We start from the raw sequence: 18,430 nt of genomic DNA on the forward strand, positions 1-18,430 counted from the left end.
GCGACGACTGCGCCCGTCTTCCGCCGGCTGACGAAACCCTATCCCGTCAGCCGGCAGCGGACTGTCTCACTTCGCCCTTTCCTGTGCAAGGTCGCTCAGGATGCCGGCGGCGACGCTCACCTTGGCGAGCGTCGCCTCGCCCGTTTCGGTCAGCGCCGAGAGGTTTGCCGTGACGCGGGCGAGCCGTTCCTTCTCGGCCTGCTGCCAGGCGGCGAGCGGGGTCTTGTCGCCCTTGTGGCGCGTCAGGACGGCGCTGGCGAGGTCGCGGCGGGCATTGGCGATGTCGGTGAGGCTGCGTTGCAGGGCGAGCGCCTCGTAGAGATCGCCGGTCGGGATGCGGCCAGCCGACGAAAGCAGCCGGCCGATATTGAGCGCCGCGCTGACACCGGCGAAGGTTTGCGCCGTCTTGCCGAGCGAATCGCCGGTCGCGCCCGCGATCAGCATGACCTCCGGCACGAAGGTCAGCATGGAAAGCGTGGCGATCTCCTCCGCCAGATCACTGGGCACGCCCTCGTCCTCATAAGCATGGGCCTTGCGGCGGGCCTCGTCGGCAGCCGCTTCCGAAACCAGCGTGGCAAGGTTCGGGCGGAGCTGCTTCAGCGCCTGCCTGAGCTTGTGCACCGCCTGGTCCATCGGGCCGGAAACGGCGCCCGTCGTCAGCAGCAGGCCGGTCACGGAGGCGTAGATGCGGCCGATCTCGTCGTAGAGCTCGTTCTGCACGGCACCGGCGACCTGGTTGTCCAGCGCATCGACGCCGGCATAGAGCGCCGGAAGGCCGTAGCCGTCGCGGGCGATGATGGCGGCCTTCACCGCATCCGCCGAACCGAAGCCGGTGCCGTCGGTCAGGGCATTGACGAAGGCCGGCCCGCCCCGGTTGATCACCTCGTTGGCGAGGACCGTCGCGATGATCTCGCGGCGCAGGCGATGCGAGCGGATGTCGCCCGCATAGGTCCTCTGCATCTTCGCGGGGAAGTAGCTCATCAGGGTCGGTTCGAAATAGGGCTCGTCCGGCAGGCCGGTGCGGATCAGTTCATCGAAGAGTACCAGCTTGGCATAGGAGAGCAGCACGCCGATCTCCGGCCGCGTCAGCGGCTTGCCGGCCTGGTAGCGCTCGGCCATCGTCCGGTCGTCCGGCAGGGTCTCGACCTTGCGGTTGAGCTGCCCGGCCGCCTCCAGGCGGTCCATCAGGCGCGTCAGCGGCGCGCGGTTGGCCGTGCCCTGCTTTTCCGTCAGCGAGATCGCCAGCGATTGCAGATAGTTGTTGCGCAGGACGAGGCCGGCCACCTCGTCCGTCATCGAAGCGAGCAGAACGTTGCGCTTGGCGCGGGTCAGGCGCTCGTCGCGCATGGCCGAGGCGAGCGCAATCTTGATGTTGACCTCGACGTCCGACGAGTTGACGCCGGCCGAGTTGTCGATGGCGTCGGAGTTGCAGCGCCCGCCCTTCAGCGCGAAGGCGATGCGGCCGCGCTGGGTGACGCCGAGGTTCGCGCCCTCGCCGATCACCTTGGCGCGCACATCGTCCGCGACGATGCGGATCGGATCATTGGCGCGGTCGCCGACTTCCGCATCCGTCTCGTTCTGGCCGCGGATATAGGTGCCGATGCCGCCGAACCAGAGCAGGTCGACCGGCGCCTTGAGGATCGCCGTCATGATCTCGAAGGGGGTAGCCTTGGCCTTGTCGATGCCGATCACGGCCATGGCTTCCGGCGTCAGCGTCACGGATTTTTCCGTGCGGGGAATGATCATTGCGCCCTTGGAGAGCACGGAACGATCGTAGTCCTGCCAGCTGGAGCGCGGCAGGTTGAACAGCCGGCGGCGCTCGGCGAAGGACGTATCGGTGTCCGGGTTGGGATCGATGAAGATGTCGCGGTGGTCGAAGGCCGCCACGAGCCGGATCTTGCGCGACAGCAGCATGCCGTTGCCGAAGACGTCGCCCGACATGTCGCCGACGCCGGCGACCGTGAAGGGCGTCTTCTGGATGTCGATGTTCATCTCGCGGAAGTGGCGCTTGACGGTTTCCCAGGCGCCGCGGGCGGTGATGCCCATCTTCTTGTGGTCGTAGCCGGCCGAGCCGCCGGAGGCGAAGGCGTCGTCGAGCCAGAAGCCGGCTTCCTGGGCGAGATCGTTCGCCGTGTCGGAGAAGGTCGCCGTGCCCTTGTCGGCGGCGACCACGAAATAGGGGTCGTCCCCGTCGAGGCGCACCGTGTCCGGCGGCGGCACGACGTCCTGGCCGACGATGTTGTCGGTGACGGAAAGCAGGGTGCGGATATAGGTCTTGTAGGCCTCGGTGCCGGCCTTGAAGACGGCCTCGCGGCTGCCGCCGACCGGCAGCTGTTTCGGATAGAAGCCGCCCTTGGCGCCGACCGGCACGATGACCGAGTTCTTCACCTGCTGCGCCTTGACGAGGCCGAGCACTTCCGTGCGGTAGTCCTGCGCGCGGTCGGACCAGCGCAGGCCCCCGCGGGCCACTTTGCCGAAGCGCAGGTGGACGCCTTCCACCTCTGCGCCGTAGACGAAGATCTCGCGGAAGGGCCGCGGCTCCGGCAGGCCGTCCAGCCGCTTCGGGTCGAGCTTGATCGCCAGCGTCTTGCGCGGCTTGCCGTCTGCGTCGCGCTGGAAGTAGTTGGTGCGCAGCGTCGACTGGATGGCATTGACGTAGCGGCGCAGGATCCGGTCCTCGTCGAGGCTGGGCACGGCCGCCAGCGCCTCCTCGATCGCCGCTGCGGCATCGGCCGACTTCTTCTCGTGCTGGCGCTCGGAGAGTTTGGGATCGAGGCGAGCATCGAACAGGCGGAAGAGCTCGGCGGCGATGCCTGGATACTTGTTCAGCGTATCGGCGATGTAGCCTTGCGAATAGGCGATGCCCGTCTGGCGCAGGTAGCGCGAATAGGTGCGCAGCGCCATGATCTGGCGGGCGGAAAGCCCGGCGGTCAGGATGAGACGGTTCAGCGTATCGTCGTCCACCTCGCCGTGCCAGGCCGCGAGGAAGGCCTCCTCCAGCATCGGGCTCAGCTTGGCGAGGTTGACTTCCAGCCCGTCGCGGTGCTTGAGCTCCATGTCGTGCAGGATGACGCGGCGCTGCTCGCCGTCGAGGCTTGCCAGCGTCAGGTCGTGCGTCTGCTCGCTGATGACGTTGAAGCCGAGATTTTCGAGCAACGGCACGCGCCGCGACAGCGAAACGGGCTCGCCGGCATGGAAGATCTTCAGCTCGACCGTGCTTAGGTCCGTGTTCCAGGCCTTGCGGTAGAAGCCGATGCGGATCGGGTTCTCCGGCGTTGCGGTGGTGATGAGGGCAAGGTCCGCATGGGCTTCGGCCGGCGTGAAGTCCTCCTGGTAGCCGCGGTCAGTGAGGAGGCGCACGCCGTCGGCGTTGGAGAGCGCTTCGAAGCGGTCGGTCCAGCGGGTCGCGATCTCGCGCACGGCCTGTTCGAGCTTCGGTTGCGGAATGCGCGGCGTCTTGCCGCCGGAACGGCCGATGATGAAGTGCACACGGGCAAGGCCGCCCTCCGGGAAAGCCGGATAATAGGCCGAGACCCGGCCGTCGTAAGCCGACTTCAGGTAATTGCCGATCTTCTCGCGCACATCCGAATCGTACTGCTCGCGCGGCACGTAGACGATGACCGAGACGAAGCGGTCGAACCGGTCGATGCGCGGCAGCACGCGGATGCGCGGCCGGTCGGCAAGCTCGTTGATCTGCTCGCAGAAGGTGGAAAGCAGGCCGGTGTCGATCTGGAAAAGATCGTCGCGCGGATAGGATTCCAGCGTGTTGATCAGCATCTTGCCGGAATGGCTCTTCGGGTCGTAGCCGAAATGCTCGATGACGGCTTCCACCTTGGAGCGCAGGAGCGGGATCTGGCCGGCGGCGTGCGTATAGGCGGTGGAGGTGAAAAGGCCGACGATGCGCAGCTCGCCGATCACCCTGCCCTTCTCGTTGAAGCGCTTGAGGCCGACATAATCCATATAGGCCCTGCGGTGCACGACGGATTTCACATTGGCCTTGGTGACGATCAGGAAATCCGGTCCTTCGAGAAATTCGAGGATTTCCGGCGTGGTCGTCACGGCATCCTTGCCGAGGCGCAGCACACGCACGTCCGGATCGGAGAGGATGCCGAGGCCCTCGCCGCCGCGTTCCACCGTGGCCGCCTCGCCCTTGCCGGAATAGCTGTATTCCCGCATGCCGAGGAAGGTGAAGTTGTTGCTGCGCAACCAGTTGAGGAAGGCGAGTGCCTCGTCCTTGCCGGGCTTGGCCTTGGCGTAACGCTCCATGTCGGCCATGGTGATGTCGAGCTTTTCCAGCATGGCCGGCCAGTCGTCGACGGCGAGATGGACCTGGTCGAGCACGGTCTTCATGCGCTCGGCGAGCGAGGCGGCCTCAGCCGGCGCGAGCTCGGAAAGATGGATCTCGATATGGCTGACCCGGTGCGCCGGGTCGCTTTCCTCGTCCGGCGAGAAGAGCTTCGGCATCTCGCCCGGCGTCACGACCAGGATCGGATGGATCGCAAGGTGGATGTCGCGGTGCGTGCTCGTCACCTCGCCCATCACCGAATCGTAGAGGAAGGGCTGGTTGCGGTCGGTGACGGAGAGCACGGAGACCGGCTGGCCCTGGGGCCGCACGTCCGGCAGCGTGGTGACGGTGATGCGGGGTTGCGTACCGTCCCAGGCCTCGATTTCGGCCATGGCATGGGCGGCGGCGGCGGCCAGCATCTCGCCCGTATAGTGTTCCAGGTCGTCCTTGCTGGCGCGCCCGAAGAGGATGTCGGGCCCGAGCGTCTTTGCGCCGAGGGCGGCGGCTGCGGCCTTTGCGGCCTCGATGTGTTTTTCTCGTTTCACGTTGGTCCTGGCACCCATGGAATTCTCCCTCGAATCCGATGGCCGGACGTTAGCAGAAGAAAAAATACCTGCGACGAAATTTGTGGAATCGCCAGAAAATTCAATCGATTTTGTCCTGACAAGGTCAGTTTCGCTGTCGTTTCGCCGTGAAAATCGTCTTTTCTCGTCGAAAAGCAGCCCAAAGCCGGCCGCGCTTGCGATCTGCGTCATTCTGTTTGGGGCAATTCGGGGGCGCGGCGTTGACAGGACCAACCCCCCTTGTCATCACTCGGCCGGAAAGGAGCCGGCTATGAACGAGAGCGAGAAGGGCACGGTCATCGTGATTTCGAGCCATGTGGTGCGCGGCACGGTCGGCAACCGCGCCGCCGTCTTCGCGCTCGAGACGCTCGGTCATCCCGTCTGGGCGCTGCCGACCGTCATCCTGCCCTGGCATCCGGGCCATGGCCGTTCGACGCGGGTCGCGATTTCGGCGGACGATTTCGATGCGATGATTTCCGATCTCATCCGCGCGCCCTGGCGCGGCGAGGTGAAGGCGGTATTGTCCGGCTATCTCGGCAGCGTGGCGCAGGCCCGCTCGGTCGCGCGGCTGGTCGAAAGCCTCCGCACAGAAAATCCCGGGCTCCTCTACATGTGCGATCCCGTCTGCGGCGACGAGCGCGGCCTCTACGTTCCGGAAGAGACGGCGGCGGCGATCCGCGACGGCCTGATCCCCCTCGCTTCCATCGCGACGCCGAACCGGTTCGAGCTTGCCTGGCTTGCCGGTGCGCCGCTGGAGACGAACGCGTCGATCATGGAGGCTGCGCTGTCCCTCGGGCCGGCCCGCGTTCTCGTCACCTCCTCCCTGCCGCTGATGGCCGGCAGCACGGGCAATCTCTACCTCTCCGGACGCAGCGCCCTGCTTGCGGAGCACCGCATCGTGCCGAATCCGCCGAACGGCACCGGCGACCTGCTCTCGGCCATCTTCCTCTCCCGGCTTATGGAAGGCCTGCCGGAAGAGCGGGCGCTCCTGTCGGCAACCGCGAGCGTCTTCGAGATCGTCGCGCGCACCGCCAAGCGCGGCGCCGACGAACTGACGCTGGAACAGGACGCCTCCAGCATCTCGACCCCGATGGCCATGGTGCATATGCGGCGCCTCATGCATCCCGCGCAGACGCGGCGGCCTTGACGAGATCCGGCCTTGCGCCGTGCCTTTCGGAGTGGTTTATGCAAAGCCGGATGGGGCCTCATCCGGTAGATCGCTCGCACGGGGTATTCCGACACCATGAACCGCTTTCCCGACCGTCTTCTGAATGGCTACCGCAATTTCATGTCCGGCCGCTATGCCGAGCAATCGGCGCGCTACAGGGCACTGGCCGAGACAGGCCAGAAACCGAAGACCCTCGTGATTGCCTGTTGCGACTCCCGGGCTGCGCCGGAGACGATCTTCGACAGCGGGCCGGGCGAGCTTTTCGTCGTGCGCAACGTGGCGAACCTCGTTCCGCCCTACGAGCCTGACGGACAATTCCACGCGACATCCGCCGCGCTCGAATTCGCCGTGCAATCGCTGAAGGTCAGCGATATCCTCGTGATGGGCCACGGCCGCTGCGGCGGCATTTCCGCGGCGCTGGACCCGGATGCCGAGCCGCTCTCGCCCGGCGATTTCATCGGCAAGTGGATGGGCATGCTCAAGCCCGTCGCCGAGCAGATCCAGGGGGCGGAGATACTCACGCAGGCCGAGCGCCAGCGCGCGCTGGAGCGCGTATCCATCCGCAATTCCATCGCCAATCTCAGGACGTTCCCCTGCGTGCGCATCCTCGAGGAAAAGGGCCGCCTCCAGCTGCATGGCGCCTGGTTCGACATCTCGACCGGGGAACTCTGGATCATGGACGCCGCGACGGGCGACTTCAAACGTCCGAGCGCATAAAAGCCCGGCGCGGTTTCCCGCGCCAGGCTCTTCTTGAGAACGACGGAGAAATTCTCCGCGATCAGTCGCCGTCGATTTCCGCGCCGATGATGGCGATCGCGCGCTGGTAGACGCTGGCCGCATTCCAGCCCTGCAACGCACCGAAATTCGGCTGTCCGGGCTGATAGCCGGCGCCGGCGCTCCAGCCATGGCCGCGCAGGAAGTTCGCCGTGGAGGCGAGCGCGTCGGCCTTCGAGCCGACAAGGTCGATGCGGCCGTTGCCATCGCCATCGACGCCGTATTTCAGCACGTTCGCCGGCAGGAACTGCGTCTGTCCGATTTCGCCGTGCGCCGCGCCGCGGGCGGTGGTGCTGAGAATGCCCCTCTGCACGAGCTGCAGCGTGGCATAGAGCTGGTTGGTGAAATAGTCCGAGCGGCGGCAGTCATAGGCGAGCGTCGCGACGGCCGAGATCGTGTGTTCCTTGCCGAGGAAGCCGCCGAAGCCGGTTTCCATGCCCCAGATGGCCAGAAGCGGGCCGGCCGGTACGCCGTAGCGGCTTTCGATGCGGTTGAAGAGGGCGGCGTTCTGCTTTTTCAGGCTCTTGCCGCGGCGGATGATCGCCTGGCCGCCGCGCTTCTGCATGAACTGTTCGAGCGAGAGCTTGAAGCTCCTCTGACCGCGGTCGGCGCGGATGGTGGCGCGGGCGTAGCTGACATTGGCGAAGGCCTTGTCCAGCGTCGAGCGGCTTATGCCGCGGGCGGCCGCCTCCTCCTTGAATGCCTCGACCCAGGCGGGAAAACCGCCTGCATCGTTGCCGCACTTGGCAGCTTCAGCCGCTGCCGGCACCGCTGCCGCGGCGATCATTGCGGCCAGCACCTTGGCCACGCTCCGTGTCATGCCCATGAAAAACCCCGTAATCCTAGTCGATTCCGCCGCGGGAGCATGGCATGCTCCCCTGTTTCTGTCACCGCAACTCACCGTGAACCGTTCCGGCGACGTCCGCCGGGGCCGCTTCAAAGCGAAGTCCCGATTGTCCTCAGACGGAACAACCGGGACTTTTATTTAAACCTGGTTAACGGAACGTTGCCACATCTTGCCGAAATAAGGAACGCTCCGCCTCCATCCTGCGCGCCCTGATCAGGCGGCCTGCTTCTTCGCCTTGATCAGGCCGCGGTTGACGAGCAGTTCCGCGATCTGGACGGCGTTGAGAGCGGCACCCTTGCGCAGGTTGTCCGAGACGACCCACATGTTGAGGCCGTTCTCGACGGTCGCGTCCTCGCGGATGCGCGAGATGTAGGTGGCGTCCTCGCCGGCCGATTCGTAAGGCGTGATGTAACCGCCGTTCTCCCGCTTGTCGATGACCTGGCAACCCGGCGCCTCGCGCAGGATCTCGCGCGCCTCGTCCGCGGTGATCTCCTTTTCGAATTCGATGTTGACCGATTCGGAATGGCCGATGAAGACGGGGACGCGCACGGCCGTGCAGGTCACCTTGATCTTCGGGTCGAGCATCTTCTTGGTCTCGGCGAGAACCTTCCACTCTTCCTTCGTGTAGCCGTCCTCCATGAAGACGTCGATGTGCGGGATGACGTTGAAGGCGATGCGCTTGGTGAACTTCTTCGATTCGATCGGATCGGCGACGAAGACGGCGCGGGTCTGGTTGAAGAGCTCGTCCATGCCGTCCTTGCCGGCGCCGGAGACGGACTGGTAGGTCGAGACGACCACGCGCTTGATCGTGGCGCGGTCATGCAGCGGCTTCAGCGCGACGACGAGCTGGGCCGTCGAGCAATTCGGGTTGGCGATGATGTTCTTGCGGGTGAACTGGCTGACGGCGTCGGGGTTGACTTCCGGAACGATCAGCGGGACGTCCGCGTCGTAGCGCCAGGCCGAAGAGTTGTCGATGACGACGCAGCCCTGCGCGCCGATCTTCGGCGAGAACTTCTGGGAAACCGAACCGCCGGCCGACATCAGGCAGATGTCCGTGTCGGAGAAATCGTAGGTCTCGAGGTTGTGGACCTTGAGCGTCCTGTCGCCGAAGGAGACTTCGGTGCCGACAGAACGGCTGGACGCCAGCGCGACGACCTCGTCCGCCGGGAAGCCCCGCTCGGACAGGATATTCAGCATCTCGCGGCCGACATTGCCGGTCGCGCCGGCGATTGCGATCTTGAAACCCATGTTCTTCAGCTCTCTTTCTCTGTCTCTCCGCGGGTTCAGGAGGTAAAACCCGCCGGCCTTGACGCGGGTTTCGATCCCCGGCCATACCGGGGAGAGAGCGGCGGGCCAGAGACGTCAGACGGTTTTCGTCGTCGTTTTGGCCGTTGTTTTGGAAATCGATACGCAATGGCGGGCCCCACCGGCGTCGAAGGCCGGAGCGGTCATGCGGACGATGGCAATACCAAAGCAGTCCATGGCTGTTCCTTTGCGTGGGTGCTGAATACGCCGATCTGGCGAAGAGTCAAGCCTTGCGTGAGCGATCCGGCCTTCCGGCGGGTGCCCTCGCCTGCGACTTAAGTCTTACGCCGAAAGTCATAAGCCCAAAGCAGCGCTGATGCCGCAATCCTTTTTCTGCCATCCTTTCATAAGGCGCACCCCGTCCGGCGTTTTTAGGGAGAAACCCCGGAGGACCATGGGCCGCCCGATACGCCGTTTTTGTGGAGGACAATGAAATGGCAAATGTTTCGACGGTGGGCGACGCCAAAGCGGCGCCCATGACGGGCGAGCAGAAGAAGGTGATCTTCGCCTCTTCGCTCGGCACCGTCTTCGAGTGGTACGACTTCTATCTTTACGGCTCTCTGGCGATCTATATCGGCGCCACCTTCTTCAGCCAGTATCCGGAAACGACGCGCAACATCTTCGCGCTGCTCGCCTTCGCCGCCGGCTTCCTCGTGCGTCCGTTCGGCGCGCTGGTGTTCGGCCGCCTCGGCGACCTCGTCGGCCGCAAGTACACCTTCCTCGTCACGATCCTGATCATGGGCATCTCGACCTTCGTCGTGGGCCTTCTGCCCGGCGCGGCCACCATCGGCATCGCCGCTCCGATCATCCTGATCATCCTGCGCATGCTGCAGGGCCTGGCGCTCGGCGGTGAATACGGCGGTGCCGCGACCTATGTCGCCGAGCATGCCCCGAACGGCAGGCGCGGCTACTTCACGTCGTGGATCCAGACGACGGCGACGCTCGGCCTTTTCCTGTCGCTGATCGTCATCCTCGCGGTGCAGTTCATCGTCGGCAAGGAAGCCTTCGCCGAATGGGGCTGGCGCATTCCGTTCCTGCTGTCGGTCGTGCTCCTCGGCGTCTCCGTCTGGATCCGCCTGAAGATGAACGAATCGCCGGCCTTCGCCAAGATGAAGGAAGAAGGCAAGGGCTCCAAGGCTCCGCTGACGGAAGCCTTCGGCCAGTGGCGCAACGCCAAGATCGCGCTGCTCGCGCTGTTCGGCGCCGTGGTCGGCCAGGCCGTCGTCTGGTATTCCGGCCAGTTCTATGCGCTCTTCTTCCTGACGGGCGTCCTCAAGGTCGAGAGCCAGGCCGCAAACATCATGGTCGCCTGCTCGCTGCTCATCGGCACCGGCTTCTTCGTCTTCTTCGGCTGGCTGTCGGACAAGGTCGGCCGCAAGCCGATCATCATGGCCGGCCTGCTGCTCGCCATGCTGACCTACTTCCCGCTGTTCAAGGCGCTGACCTGGGCCGGCAACCCCGCGCTCGCACAGGCGCAGGACACGATCCGCGCGACGGTCACCGCCGCCCCGGGCGACTGCAAGTTCCAGTTCAACCCGACCGGCACGGCGAAGTTCACCACCTCGTGCGATATCGCGACGTCGTTCCTGACCCGCAACTCGGTGCCCTATGATGTCGTGACCACGGCACCTGCCGGCACGCCGGCGACGGTCCAGATCGGCGACAAGACGATCACCAGCTACGACGCCATCGCCGCCGGCGACCAGGTCAAGGGGCTCGATGCCGCCTTCCAGAAGGAAACCAACCTGGCCCTCCAGGCCAACGGTTATCCGCTGGTGCGCGGTGCGACCAAGGTTCCGGACTCCAAGCTCGACGCCTTCGTCGCGGCAAACCCGGAACTCGGTCTCGACGCCGCCGCTATCCGCGCCGGCGAGAAGGCGACCATGCCGGCCGCCGATCTCGTGACCGCCAAGCTGCTGACGGCCGAAGAAGCCGCCGGTGTCACCGACATGGCGGTCTACACGATCGACAAGGCCGGCGCCTTCACGATGGTCGCCGATCCGGCAAACGTGAACTGGATCACGGTCATCGCCGTGCTGACCGTCCTCGTGATCTACGTCACGATGGTCTACGGCCCGATCGCCGCGCTGCTGGTCGAACTGTTCCCGACCCGCATCCGCTACACCGGCATGTCGCTGCCTTACCATATCGGCAACGGCTGGTTCGGCGGCCTGCTTCCGGCAACGGCCTTCGCGATGAGCGCGGCCCAGGGCGACATCTACTACGGCCTCTGGTACCCGATCGTCTTTGCAGGCATCACGCTGGTCATCGGCCTTCTCTTCCTGCCGGAGACGAAGGACCGCGACATCCACGCCATGGATTGATCTCCCCTTCCGATGAGTTCATGGCGACCCGGCCCGCGGCAACGCGGGCCGGGTTCTTATCGGGAGGCGGGCGGCAGCATCGATTTCGGCAGCGGCCAGCCCTGCTCGTTGAAGCGGAAGAGCCATTGCCTGCGGGCGAAGAAGAAGGCGGTGGCAATCGCCGTCCACAGGCCGAGCAGCAGGCCGGCCGCCACGTCGCTCGGATAGTGCGCGCCGACGATGACGCGCGAAACGCCGATCATCAGCGCGCCGACGAGGAAGAGCGGGCGCAGCCGCGGCACGAGCATCGAAAAGGCGCCGAAGAAGGCGCCGACGGCCGCCGAGTGGCCGGAGGGAAAGCTCGCATAGAGATTGTCGTAGGCAAAGGGCGTCAGGCTGTAGGCGCCAAGCTCGGGAAAAAGCTCCGGCCGCGCCCGGCCGACGACCAGCTTGAAGAGGTGTACGAGCGTGCTCGTCGCGCCGATCGTCACGAAGAAGTAGAGCGACAGCCTTCGCGCGGTTCTCGCCCTTCCCGCCAGCGTCTCGTTGCTGCTCACCCGGCGCACGATATAGGCGAGTATGACGATGAAGCCGGATCCGTAGATCATCCAGCTGAACGTGCCGAAATCGGTGACGCGCTCGTTGAAGGCGACGATCGCGCCGGGAAGTCCCTGCGCCCGTTCCGAAAGCATCGGATCGAAGGGAATCAGGGCCGCGACGAGGACGACGGTGGCGGCGAGGATCCAGAGCGAGGAGGTCGCGAGCGGTCGGTTCATGATCATCCTTTGAAAATGGCGTGGCTTCCATGTGTTGGCGAAGGCCGGCATTTCAAGGGATGCGAACGAAAAAGCCCCCGGCGCGGACGCTCCGGGGGCCTATTTCCGGGTTGCACCGCGCCCTCTCAGGCCGAAAGCCTCCTGAAGGCGGCGAGGATCGCGTCGCCCATCTCGGCCGTGCCGACCTTGCGGCAGCCCTCCGCCATGATGTCGCCGGTGCGGATGCCGCTGTCGAGCACCTCGGCGATCGCCTTTTCCAGGCTGTCGGCTTCGGCGACCATGTTGAACGAGTAGCGCAGGCACATGGCAAACGAGGCGATCATGGCGATCGGGTTGGCGATGCCCTTGCCGGCAATATCCGGCGCCGAGCCGTGCACGGGCTCGTAGAGCGCCTTGCGCTTGCCCGTCTTGGCGTCCGGCGCGCCGAGCGAAGCGGACGGCAGCATGCCGAGTGAGCCCGTCAGCATGGCGGCGACGTCGGAAAGCATGTCGCCGAAAAGGTTGTCCGTCACGATGACGTCGAACTGCTTCGGCGCGCGCACCAGCTGCATTCCGCCGGCGTCGGCCAGCATATGCTCCAGCTGCACGTCGGAATAGGCGCGCTTGTGCGTTTCCGTGACGACCTGGTTCCAGAGCACGCCGGACTTCATGACGTTGCGCTTTTCCATCGAGCAGACGCGGTTCTGGCGCGTGCGCGCCAGTTCGAAGGCGACGCCGGCAATGCGCTCGATCTCGTAGGTGTCGTAGACCTGCGTGTCGATACCGCGCTTCTGGCCGTTGCCGAGGTCGATGATCTCCTTCGGCTCGCCGAAATAGACGCCGCCCGTGAGTTCCCGCACGATGAGGATGTCGAGGCCCTCGACCAACTCGGCTTTCAGCGAGGAGGCGTTGGCGAGCGCCGGGTAGCAGATGGCCGGACGCAGGTTCGCGAAGAGCTTCAGGTCTTTGCGCAGACGCAGCAGCCCGGCTTCCGGGCGCACTTCGTAAGGCACGGCATCCCACTTCGGGCCGCCGACGGCGCCGAACAGCACGGCATCGGCCGCGAGCGCCTTCTCCATGTCGCCTTCCGAGATGGCCGCGCCGTGGGCGTCATAGGCCGAGCCGCCGACGAGGCCTTCGTCGGTTTCAAAGCCGGCGCCGAGCTCGGCGTTCATGTAGGCGATGATCTTGCGGACTTCCGCCATGGCTTCCGGGCCGATGCCGTCGCCGGGCAGGAGAAGGAGAGTGCGCGCTGTCATGGAATTTTCCTTGATGTAGCGAATGTCACGGAAGGGTCGCGCGCTTCTTAGCGCAACTTCCGTTCAAGGAAAATCGCCGTGAGGAAAGAATTTTGCGTGGCGGGCCCGGTCTTTCGGCCTAGCTGCCGCGCAGCGCCGTCACTTCGATTTCGATCAGCATTTCCGGCCGGATGAGGCCGCAGACGACCATGGTGGCAGCGGGGCGGACCGGACCGAAGGTCTCGCCGAGGATGGGAAAGACGCGGTCGGCAAAGGCGGCGTCGGTCACGTAATAGTGGCAGCGCACGACGTCCGCGAAGGAGAAGCCGGCATCCTCCAGGACGCTGCCGATGGTGGCAAGTCCGTTGCGCGTCTGCTCCTCGACGCTCTCGGGCATGGTCATGGTGGCGTAGTCGTAGCCGGTCGTGCCGGAAACGAAGCACCAGTCGCCCTGAACGACGGCGCGCGAATAACCCGCCGTCGCCTCGAACGGGGAGCCTGACGAGATCAGGCGGCGCACGGGCTTATGCCCAGGGGCGGGAGGATGCGCTCTTTTTCTCGAAGCTGTCGATGGCGCTTGCCTTTTCCAGCGTCAGGCCGATGTCGTCGAGGCCGTTCAGCAGGCAGTGGCGGCGGAAAGGGTCGATCTCGAAGCCGATGCGGCCGCCGTCGGGACCGGTGATCTCCTGGGCTTCCAGGTCGACGGTGAGGACGGCGTTCGAGCCGCGGCTGGCATCGTCCATCAGCTTGTCCAGGTCTTCCTGGCTGACGACGATCGGCAGGATGCCGTTCTTGAAACAGTTGTTGTAGAAGATGTCGGCGAAGCTCGTGGAGATGACGCAGCGGATGCCGAAGTCGAGAAGCGCCCACGGTGCATGCTCGCGCGAGGAGCCGCAGCCGAAATTGTCGCCGGCGACCAGGATCGTTGCGTTCTGGTAGGCGGGTTTGTTCAGCACGAAGTCCGGGTTCGGCGTACCGTCCTCGTTGTAGCGCGCCTCGGCGAAGAGACCCTTGCCGAGGCCGGTGCGCTTGATGGTCTTCAGGTAGTCCTTCGGAATGATCATGTCCGTGTCGATGTTGACGACGGGAAGCGGTGCGGCGACGCCGGTCAGCCTGACGAACTTTTCCATGCGGATACCCTCGAAATACGGTGATGTCGGTTGGCCAAGCGTTTAGAGCAGTTTTCCCGGAATTTGAAGGAGAATCTTCGGGAAAGCCGGGGGTGCAAGCGCGAAAGCCGGGCACGGCAGCGCCCGGCATCCTCATGGGGGGAGGCCTTAAACCTTGCTTAGAGGTCGATGATCGTGCCGCGGCCGTCGTTCCAGATGCGCGGCTCGCGCTGGCCGGAGGCCGCACGGTCGTTGCGGGCGGTCGTGCGGACAGGGGCCGGCTGGAATCTGTTCGCGAGCATGGAGCCGAGCATCAGCACGGCGACGATGCCGGCGATGGCCAGGCCCACGGAGGCGGCGAACAAGAAGGTCGCGCCGGCGACCAGCATGGTGAAGATGGTGAAGATGATGGAGCGGATGCGCTGCATTTTGATTTGCCCTTTCTCTGAAGAGCAATGTGGGGGGCGATTTTGTCCATTGCAAGGCCGAATTCGGTAGTGCTTGCGGGCTTCGGCAAAGCGCGGCACAAAGGAGGGATGAACAGGATACCGCGCCACCATCCGCTTCGCCTGCGCCGCTCGGTGCTGAGCGTTCCCGCCGCAAATGCCCGTGCGCTCGCCAAGTCCGCCGCGCTCGATTGCGACGCGATCATCTTCGATCTCGAAGATTCCGTCCTGCCGGAGAAGAAGGCGGAAGCCCGCGCCGCGCTGGTCGACCATTTCAAGACGCTCGACCGCGCGTCCGGCCGCGAGCATGTCATCCGGATCAACCCGCCCGACGGTCCGGACGGTGCGCTCGACCTCGAAGCGGTGCTCGACTGCATGCCCGATGCGGTGCTGCTGCCTAAGGTCTGCGAGCCGCAGGACGTTCTCACCGTCGCCGACCACCTTTCCGAGGCCGGCGCCGAAGAAGGACCGCGGCTCTGGGCGATGGTCGAGACGGCGGCCTGTCTCCTCAATCTCGCCGCCATTGCCGAGACGGGCCGCACCCATGGGGGCCGGCTCGATTGCCTGGTGGTCGGCCTCAACGACCTGCGCAAGGAAACCGGCATCGCCGACATTCCCGGCCGTCCTTTCCTCGTGCCCCTCCTCCTGCAGGTCGTTGTGGCGGCGCGGGCCTCGGGACTCGACGTCATCGACAGCGTGTTCAACGATTTCTCCGACACGGAGGGCCTCGAGGCGGAATGCCGGCAGGGCCGGCACATGGGATTTGACGGCAAGATGCTGATCCATCCCGCGCAGATCGCGGCGGCAAACGAGGCCTACGGCGTGCCGGAAGCCGAGGCGGCAGAAGCGCTTGCCATCGTCGCGGCCTTCGCCGCGCCGGAGAACGCCGGCAAGGCCGTCGTCAATCTCGCCGGCCGCATGGTCGAAAAGCTCCACGCCGACCAGGCCGGGCGCTTGCTCGCCAAGGCCGACCTGATCAACGAGAGAAAGAAGAAAGCATGAAAGTCTACCGATTCCTGACCGGCCCGGACGACGCCTCGTTCTGCCACAAGGTGACGCTGGCGCTCAACAAGGGCTGGGAACTGCACGGCTCGCCGACCTATGCCTACAATGCCGAGACCAGGCTGATGCAGTGCGGCCAGGCGGTCGTGAAGGAGGTTCCAGGCAAGGAATACACGCCGGACATCAAGCTTTCGGAGCAGTAGACGCAAGAGCGCCGCTCCGCGCCTTTCTGTTGTCGCGCTTCTCCCGACACACCCACCTTGGTCATCTCGGCCTTGACCCGAGGATTCATGTCGCGAGTGACGTGTGGACGGCCGGGTCAAGCCCGACCATGACGAAAGAGAGGAGGGTGCCGTGCCTGCCCTCGGACGGCAGCCGTTCAGCCCGCCGCGATTTCCGCGCTCGCCTCGATGCGCTCCATGTCGTCGTCCGACAGGCCGAAATGATGGCCGATCTCGTGGATGAGGACATGGGTGATGATGTCGCCGAGCGTTTCCTCGTTCTCCGCCCAGTAGTCGAGGATTGGACGGCGGTAGAGCGTGATGCGGTTCGGCATCTCGCCGGTCTCGACGGTGAAGCGCTCGCTGATGCCGCGGCCCTCGAACAGGCCGAGCAGGTCGAAGGGCGTTTCCAGCGCCATGTCCTCGAAGACGTCGTCGCTCGGGAACTCGGCGATCTCTATGATGAGGTTGCCCGTCAGCGCACGGAACTCTTCCGGCAGGTGGCCATAGGCTTCGAGTGCCAGAGATTCGAACGTGCTTATGGTCGGGGCATGGCGCGTCCGCCAATCCTCGGTCTGGTCAATGCGGGCCATGGGCTCTCCTTTGCCCGTCATATAGACGATTTCCAGCGTTTTTCGAGGTTGAATTTGCATGTAGCGCCTCTGCGCGCGCCTGCGCGAGAACCGCGGGACGGCGATTCGATCGCCCGGACGCCGGGCGAGGCGCGACGCTTGCGGCAAAACCGTCTTCGGACGGACTTTTGCAACAAAATGTGATCGGTCAGTTTGACGCACCCCAAGACTGGTTTTGCGCTTGGCCGGAGAGCGTAACCCGATGAAAAGACGACATTTTTAATCAAGATTAGAACGACTCTAAATTCATCAGACAGCAAGGCTGACCCGTTCATTCTTGACACCAAAGGTCCTCTTTTGCTTAATCCCGGAAACTCAGTACTTTGCGTATGGCAGGCAAGACGAAATGCTGGTTTGCAGCTGCAACTTCATCACCGAAAAGGAAATCGTTGACGTGATCAACAGCCTCCTCGACGAGGACTGTTGGCAGCTCATCGTGCCTGCGAAAGTCTACCACGCGATGCAAAAGCGCGGCCGCTGCTGCGGCTGTTTCCCCAATGTCGTGGACATTATCATCCGCACCACGGAGCAGTACCACGCCGGCCGCCACTCGACGGACGCCGAGATATTTGATTTCATGATCCGCCTCAAACAATTCCATGAAGAAAACAGGAGAGCGGACCTTGAAAGGCGACAAAAGAGTCATCGAGCAGCTTAACGAAGCACTCTATCTAGAGTTGGGTGCTGTCAATCAGTATTGGCTGCATTACCGCCTTCTGGAGGATTGGGGTTACACGCTTCTCGCCAAGAAGGAGCGTGCCGAATCGATCGAAGAGATGCAGCATGCCGACAAGCTCGTCGCCCGCATCATCTTCCTCGAAGGCCACCCGAACCTCCAGACCGTCGCACCGCTGCGCATCGGCCAGAACGTCAAGGAAGTGCTGGAAGCCGACCTTGCCGGCGAGTACGATGCCCGCACCGCCTACAAGAAGTCGCGCGACATCTGTCATGACGCCGGTGACTACGTCACCATGAAGCTGTTCGAGGAGCTGCTGATGGACGAGGAAGGCCATATCGACTTCCTCGAGACCCAGCTCGAACTGCTCGACAAGCTCGGCGAGGAAAAGTACGGCCAGCTCAACGCCGCGCCGGCGAACGAAGCCGAATAAGGCTTCGGCATATCCGAACGCGGAAATCCCCGGCTTGCCGGGGATTTTCGTTTCAGCCAAAGGGCTGCCGACCCTCGGCCGTCATGGTTGGGATGGCTGGAGACGGTCTCGATCCCGCCGCGTGAAGGCTCTTGTGCGTCAAGGCGCCAGGTGCGCGAAGGTCGCGACGACCTCCTCGTAGACCTTGCGCTTGAAGGGCACGATGAGCTCCGGCAGGTCGCGCATCGCCTTCCATTCCCAGGCGTCGAATTCCGCGTCGTGGCCGCCCGGCGGCGGGTTGATGGCGATCTCGCTTTCATCGCCCTCGAAACGGAAGGCGAACCAGCGCTGGGTCTGGCCGCGATACTTGCCCTTCAGGCCGATGCCGATCAGCTGGGCCGGCAGGTCGTAGTTGATCCAGCGTCCGGCATCGGCGATGAACGACACGCTCCTGATGCCGGTCTCCTCGTAGAGTTCGCGATAGGCGGCCTCGAGCGGATCCTCGCCCTTGTCGATGCCGCCTTGCGGCATCTGCCAGAGCTGCGGCGAGCCGTCATATTCGGAGTTTCCGACGGCGAGCCGCCGGCCGGCCCAGACCTTGCCCTCCCCATTCAGCACCATGATGCCGACACAGGGGCGGTACGGCAGGTCCTCGGCCCGAACCACCTTTTCCTTTTCCTTGCCCATCGAAAGT

At 64.5% G+C, this 18,430-nt stretch carries 17 protein-coding genes; 7 read left to right on the forward strand and 10 right to left on the reverse strand.

Annotated elements, in window-relative coordinates:
- Positions 1-66 precede the first annotated feature (66 nt).
- Positions 67-4,848, reverse strand: coding sequence for an NAD-glutamate dehydrogenase (locus ACIIOY_RS19085; protein WP_411036258.1), 4,782 nt, complete (start codon positions 4,846-4,848; stop codon positions 67-69).
- Between the two features lie 271 nt (positions 4,849-5,119).
- Here ACIIOY_RS19085 and pdxY point away from each other — a divergent pair, with 271 nt between their 5' ends.
- Positions 5,120-5,995 carry a pyridoxal kinase PdxY gene (gene pdxY / locus ACIIOY_RS19090; protein WP_411036259.1) on the forward strand — a complete coding sequence of 292 codons (876 nt, stop codon included), beginning with the start codon at positions 5,120-5,122 and terminating at the stop codon, positions 5,993-5,995.
- Positions 5,996-6,091: 96 nt separating this feature from the next.
- The gene (locus ACIIOY_RS19095) at positions 6,092-6,733 is read left to right on the forward strand and encodes a carbonic anhydrase (protein WP_411036260.1); all 642 of its coding nucleotides are present in this window, start codon (positions 6,092-6,094) and stop codon (positions 6,731-6,733) included.
- Between the two features lie 61 nt (positions 6,734-6,794).
- Here the strand turns inward: ACIIOY_RS19095 and ACIIOY_RS19100 are convergent, their stop codons facing one another.
- Positions 6,795-7,616, reverse strand: coding sequence for a lytic murein transglycosylase (locus ACIIOY_RS19100; RefSeq protein WP_411036261.1), 822 nt, complete (start codon positions 7,614-7,616; stop codon positions 6,795-6,797).
- Between the two features lie 234 nt (positions 7,617-7,850).
- Positions 7,851-8,885, reverse strand: a complete 1,035-nt coding sequence (locus tag ACIIOY_RS19105; RefSeq protein ID WP_411036262.1) for an aspartate-semialdehyde dehydrogenase — start codon at positions 8,883-8,885, stop codon at positions 7,851-7,853.
- 491 nt (positions 8,886-9,376) lie between these two features.
- On the opposite strand from ACIIOY_RS19105, the gene ACIIOY_RS19110 reads away from it, so the two are divergent.
- Positions 9,377-11,266 (forward strand): MFS transporter, encoded by a 1,890-nt coding sequence (locus ACIIOY_RS19110; RefSeq protein WP_411036263.1) that lies wholly within the window; start codon positions 9,377-9,379, stop codon positions 11,264-11,266.
- 56 nt (positions 11,267-11,322) lie between these two features.
- Here the strand turns inward: ACIIOY_RS19110 and ACIIOY_RS19115 are convergent, their stop codons facing one another.
- From ACIIOY_RS19115 to ACIIOY_RS19135, 5 genes are all read right to left on the reverse strand, one after another.
- Positions 11,323-12,021 carry a phosphatase PAP2 family protein gene (locus tag ACIIOY_RS19115; RefSeq protein ID WP_411036264.1) on the reverse strand — a complete coding sequence of 233 codons (699 nt, stop codon included), beginning with the start codon at positions 12,019-12,021 and terminating at the stop codon, positions 11,323-11,325.
- A gap of 125 nt (positions 12,022-12,146) precedes the next feature.
- A complete protein-coding gene (leuB, locus tag ACIIOY_RS19120) occupies positions 12,147-13,259 on the reverse strand; it encodes a 3-isopropylmalate dehydrogenase (protein ID WP_411036265.1) in 1,113 nt (370 codons plus the stop codon).
- Positions 13,260-13,377: 118 nt separating this feature from the next.
- Complete coding sequence (locus tag ACIIOY_RS19125) at positions 13,378-13,758, reverse strand: RidA family protein (RefSeq protein WP_411036266.1); 381 nt, start codon at positions 13,756-13,758, stop codon at positions 13,378-13,380.
- Positions 13,759-13,762: 4 nt separating this feature from the next.
- Positions 13,763-14,368: a 3-isopropylmalate dehydratase small subunit gene (leuD, locus tag ACIIOY_RS19130; protein ID WP_411036267.1), complete on the reverse strand. Its 606-nt coding sequence runs from the start codon at positions 14,366-14,368 to the stop codon at positions 13,763-13,765.
- A 158-nt stretch (positions 14,369-14,526) separates the two neighbouring features.
- Positions 14,527-14,775, reverse strand: a complete 249-nt coding sequence (locus ACIIOY_RS19135) for a hypothetical protein (protein ID WP_411036268.1) — start codon at positions 14,773-14,775, stop codon at positions 14,527-14,529.
- Positions 14,776-14,883: 108 nt separating this feature from the next.
- Between ACIIOY_RS19135 and ACIIOY_RS19140 the strand changes: the two genes are divergently transcribed.
- Positions 14,884-15,795, forward strand: a complete 912-nt coding sequence (locus ACIIOY_RS19140; RefSeq protein ID WP_411036269.1) for an HpcH/HpaI aldolase/citrate lyase family protein — start codon at positions 14,884-14,886, stop codon at positions 15,793-15,795.
- Complete coding sequence (locus ACIIOY_RS19145; RefSeq protein WP_411036270.1) at positions 15,792-15,998, forward strand: DUF1737 domain-containing protein; 207 nt, start codon at positions 15,792-15,794, stop codon at positions 15,996-15,998. Before ACIIOY_RS19140 ends, ACIIOY_RS19145 begins: the two co-directional genes overlap by 4 nt.
- Before the next feature lie 176 nt (positions 15,999-16,174).
- On the opposite strand, the gene ACIIOY_RS19150 is transcribed toward ACIIOY_RS19145, so the two are convergent.
- On the reverse strand, positions 16,175-16,609 hold the full coding sequence (locus ACIIOY_RS19150) for a metallopeptidase family protein (RefSeq protein ID WP_411036271.1): 435 nt from the start codon (positions 16,607-16,609) through the stop codon (positions 16,175-16,177).
- A gap of 385 nt (positions 16,610-16,994) precedes the next feature.
- Here ACIIOY_RS19150 and ACIIOY_RS19155 point away from each other — a divergent pair, with 385 nt between their 5' ends.
- Complete coding sequence (locus tag ACIIOY_RS19155) at positions 16,995-17,306, forward strand: (2Fe-2S)-binding protein (RefSeq protein ID WP_411036272.1); 312 nt, start codon at positions 16,995-16,997, stop codon at positions 17,304-17,306.
- Complete coding sequence (gene bfr / locus ACIIOY_RS19160) at positions 17,272-17,757, forward strand: bacterioferritin (RefSeq protein ID WP_411036273.1); 486 nt, start codon at positions 17,272-17,274, stop codon at positions 17,755-17,757. Before ACIIOY_RS19155 ends, bfr begins: the two co-directional genes overlap by 35 nt.
- A gap of 138 nt (positions 17,758-17,895) precedes the next feature.
- Here the strand turns inward: bfr and ACIIOY_RS19165 are convergent, their stop codons facing one another.
- Positions 17,896-18,423 (reverse strand): RNA pyrophosphohydrolase, encoded by a 528-nt coding sequence (locus ACIIOY_RS19165; RefSeq protein WP_411036274.1) that lies wholly within the window; start codon positions 18,421-18,423, stop codon positions 17,896-17,898.
- Between the last annotated feature and the right edge of the window lie 7 nt (positions 18,424-18,430).

The organism is Shinella agrisoli, from assembly GCF_046557955.1.
In the GTDB taxonomy this organism is placed as follows: domain Bacteria; phylum Pseudomonadota; class Alphaproteobacteria; order Rhizobiales; family Rhizobiaceae; genus Shinella.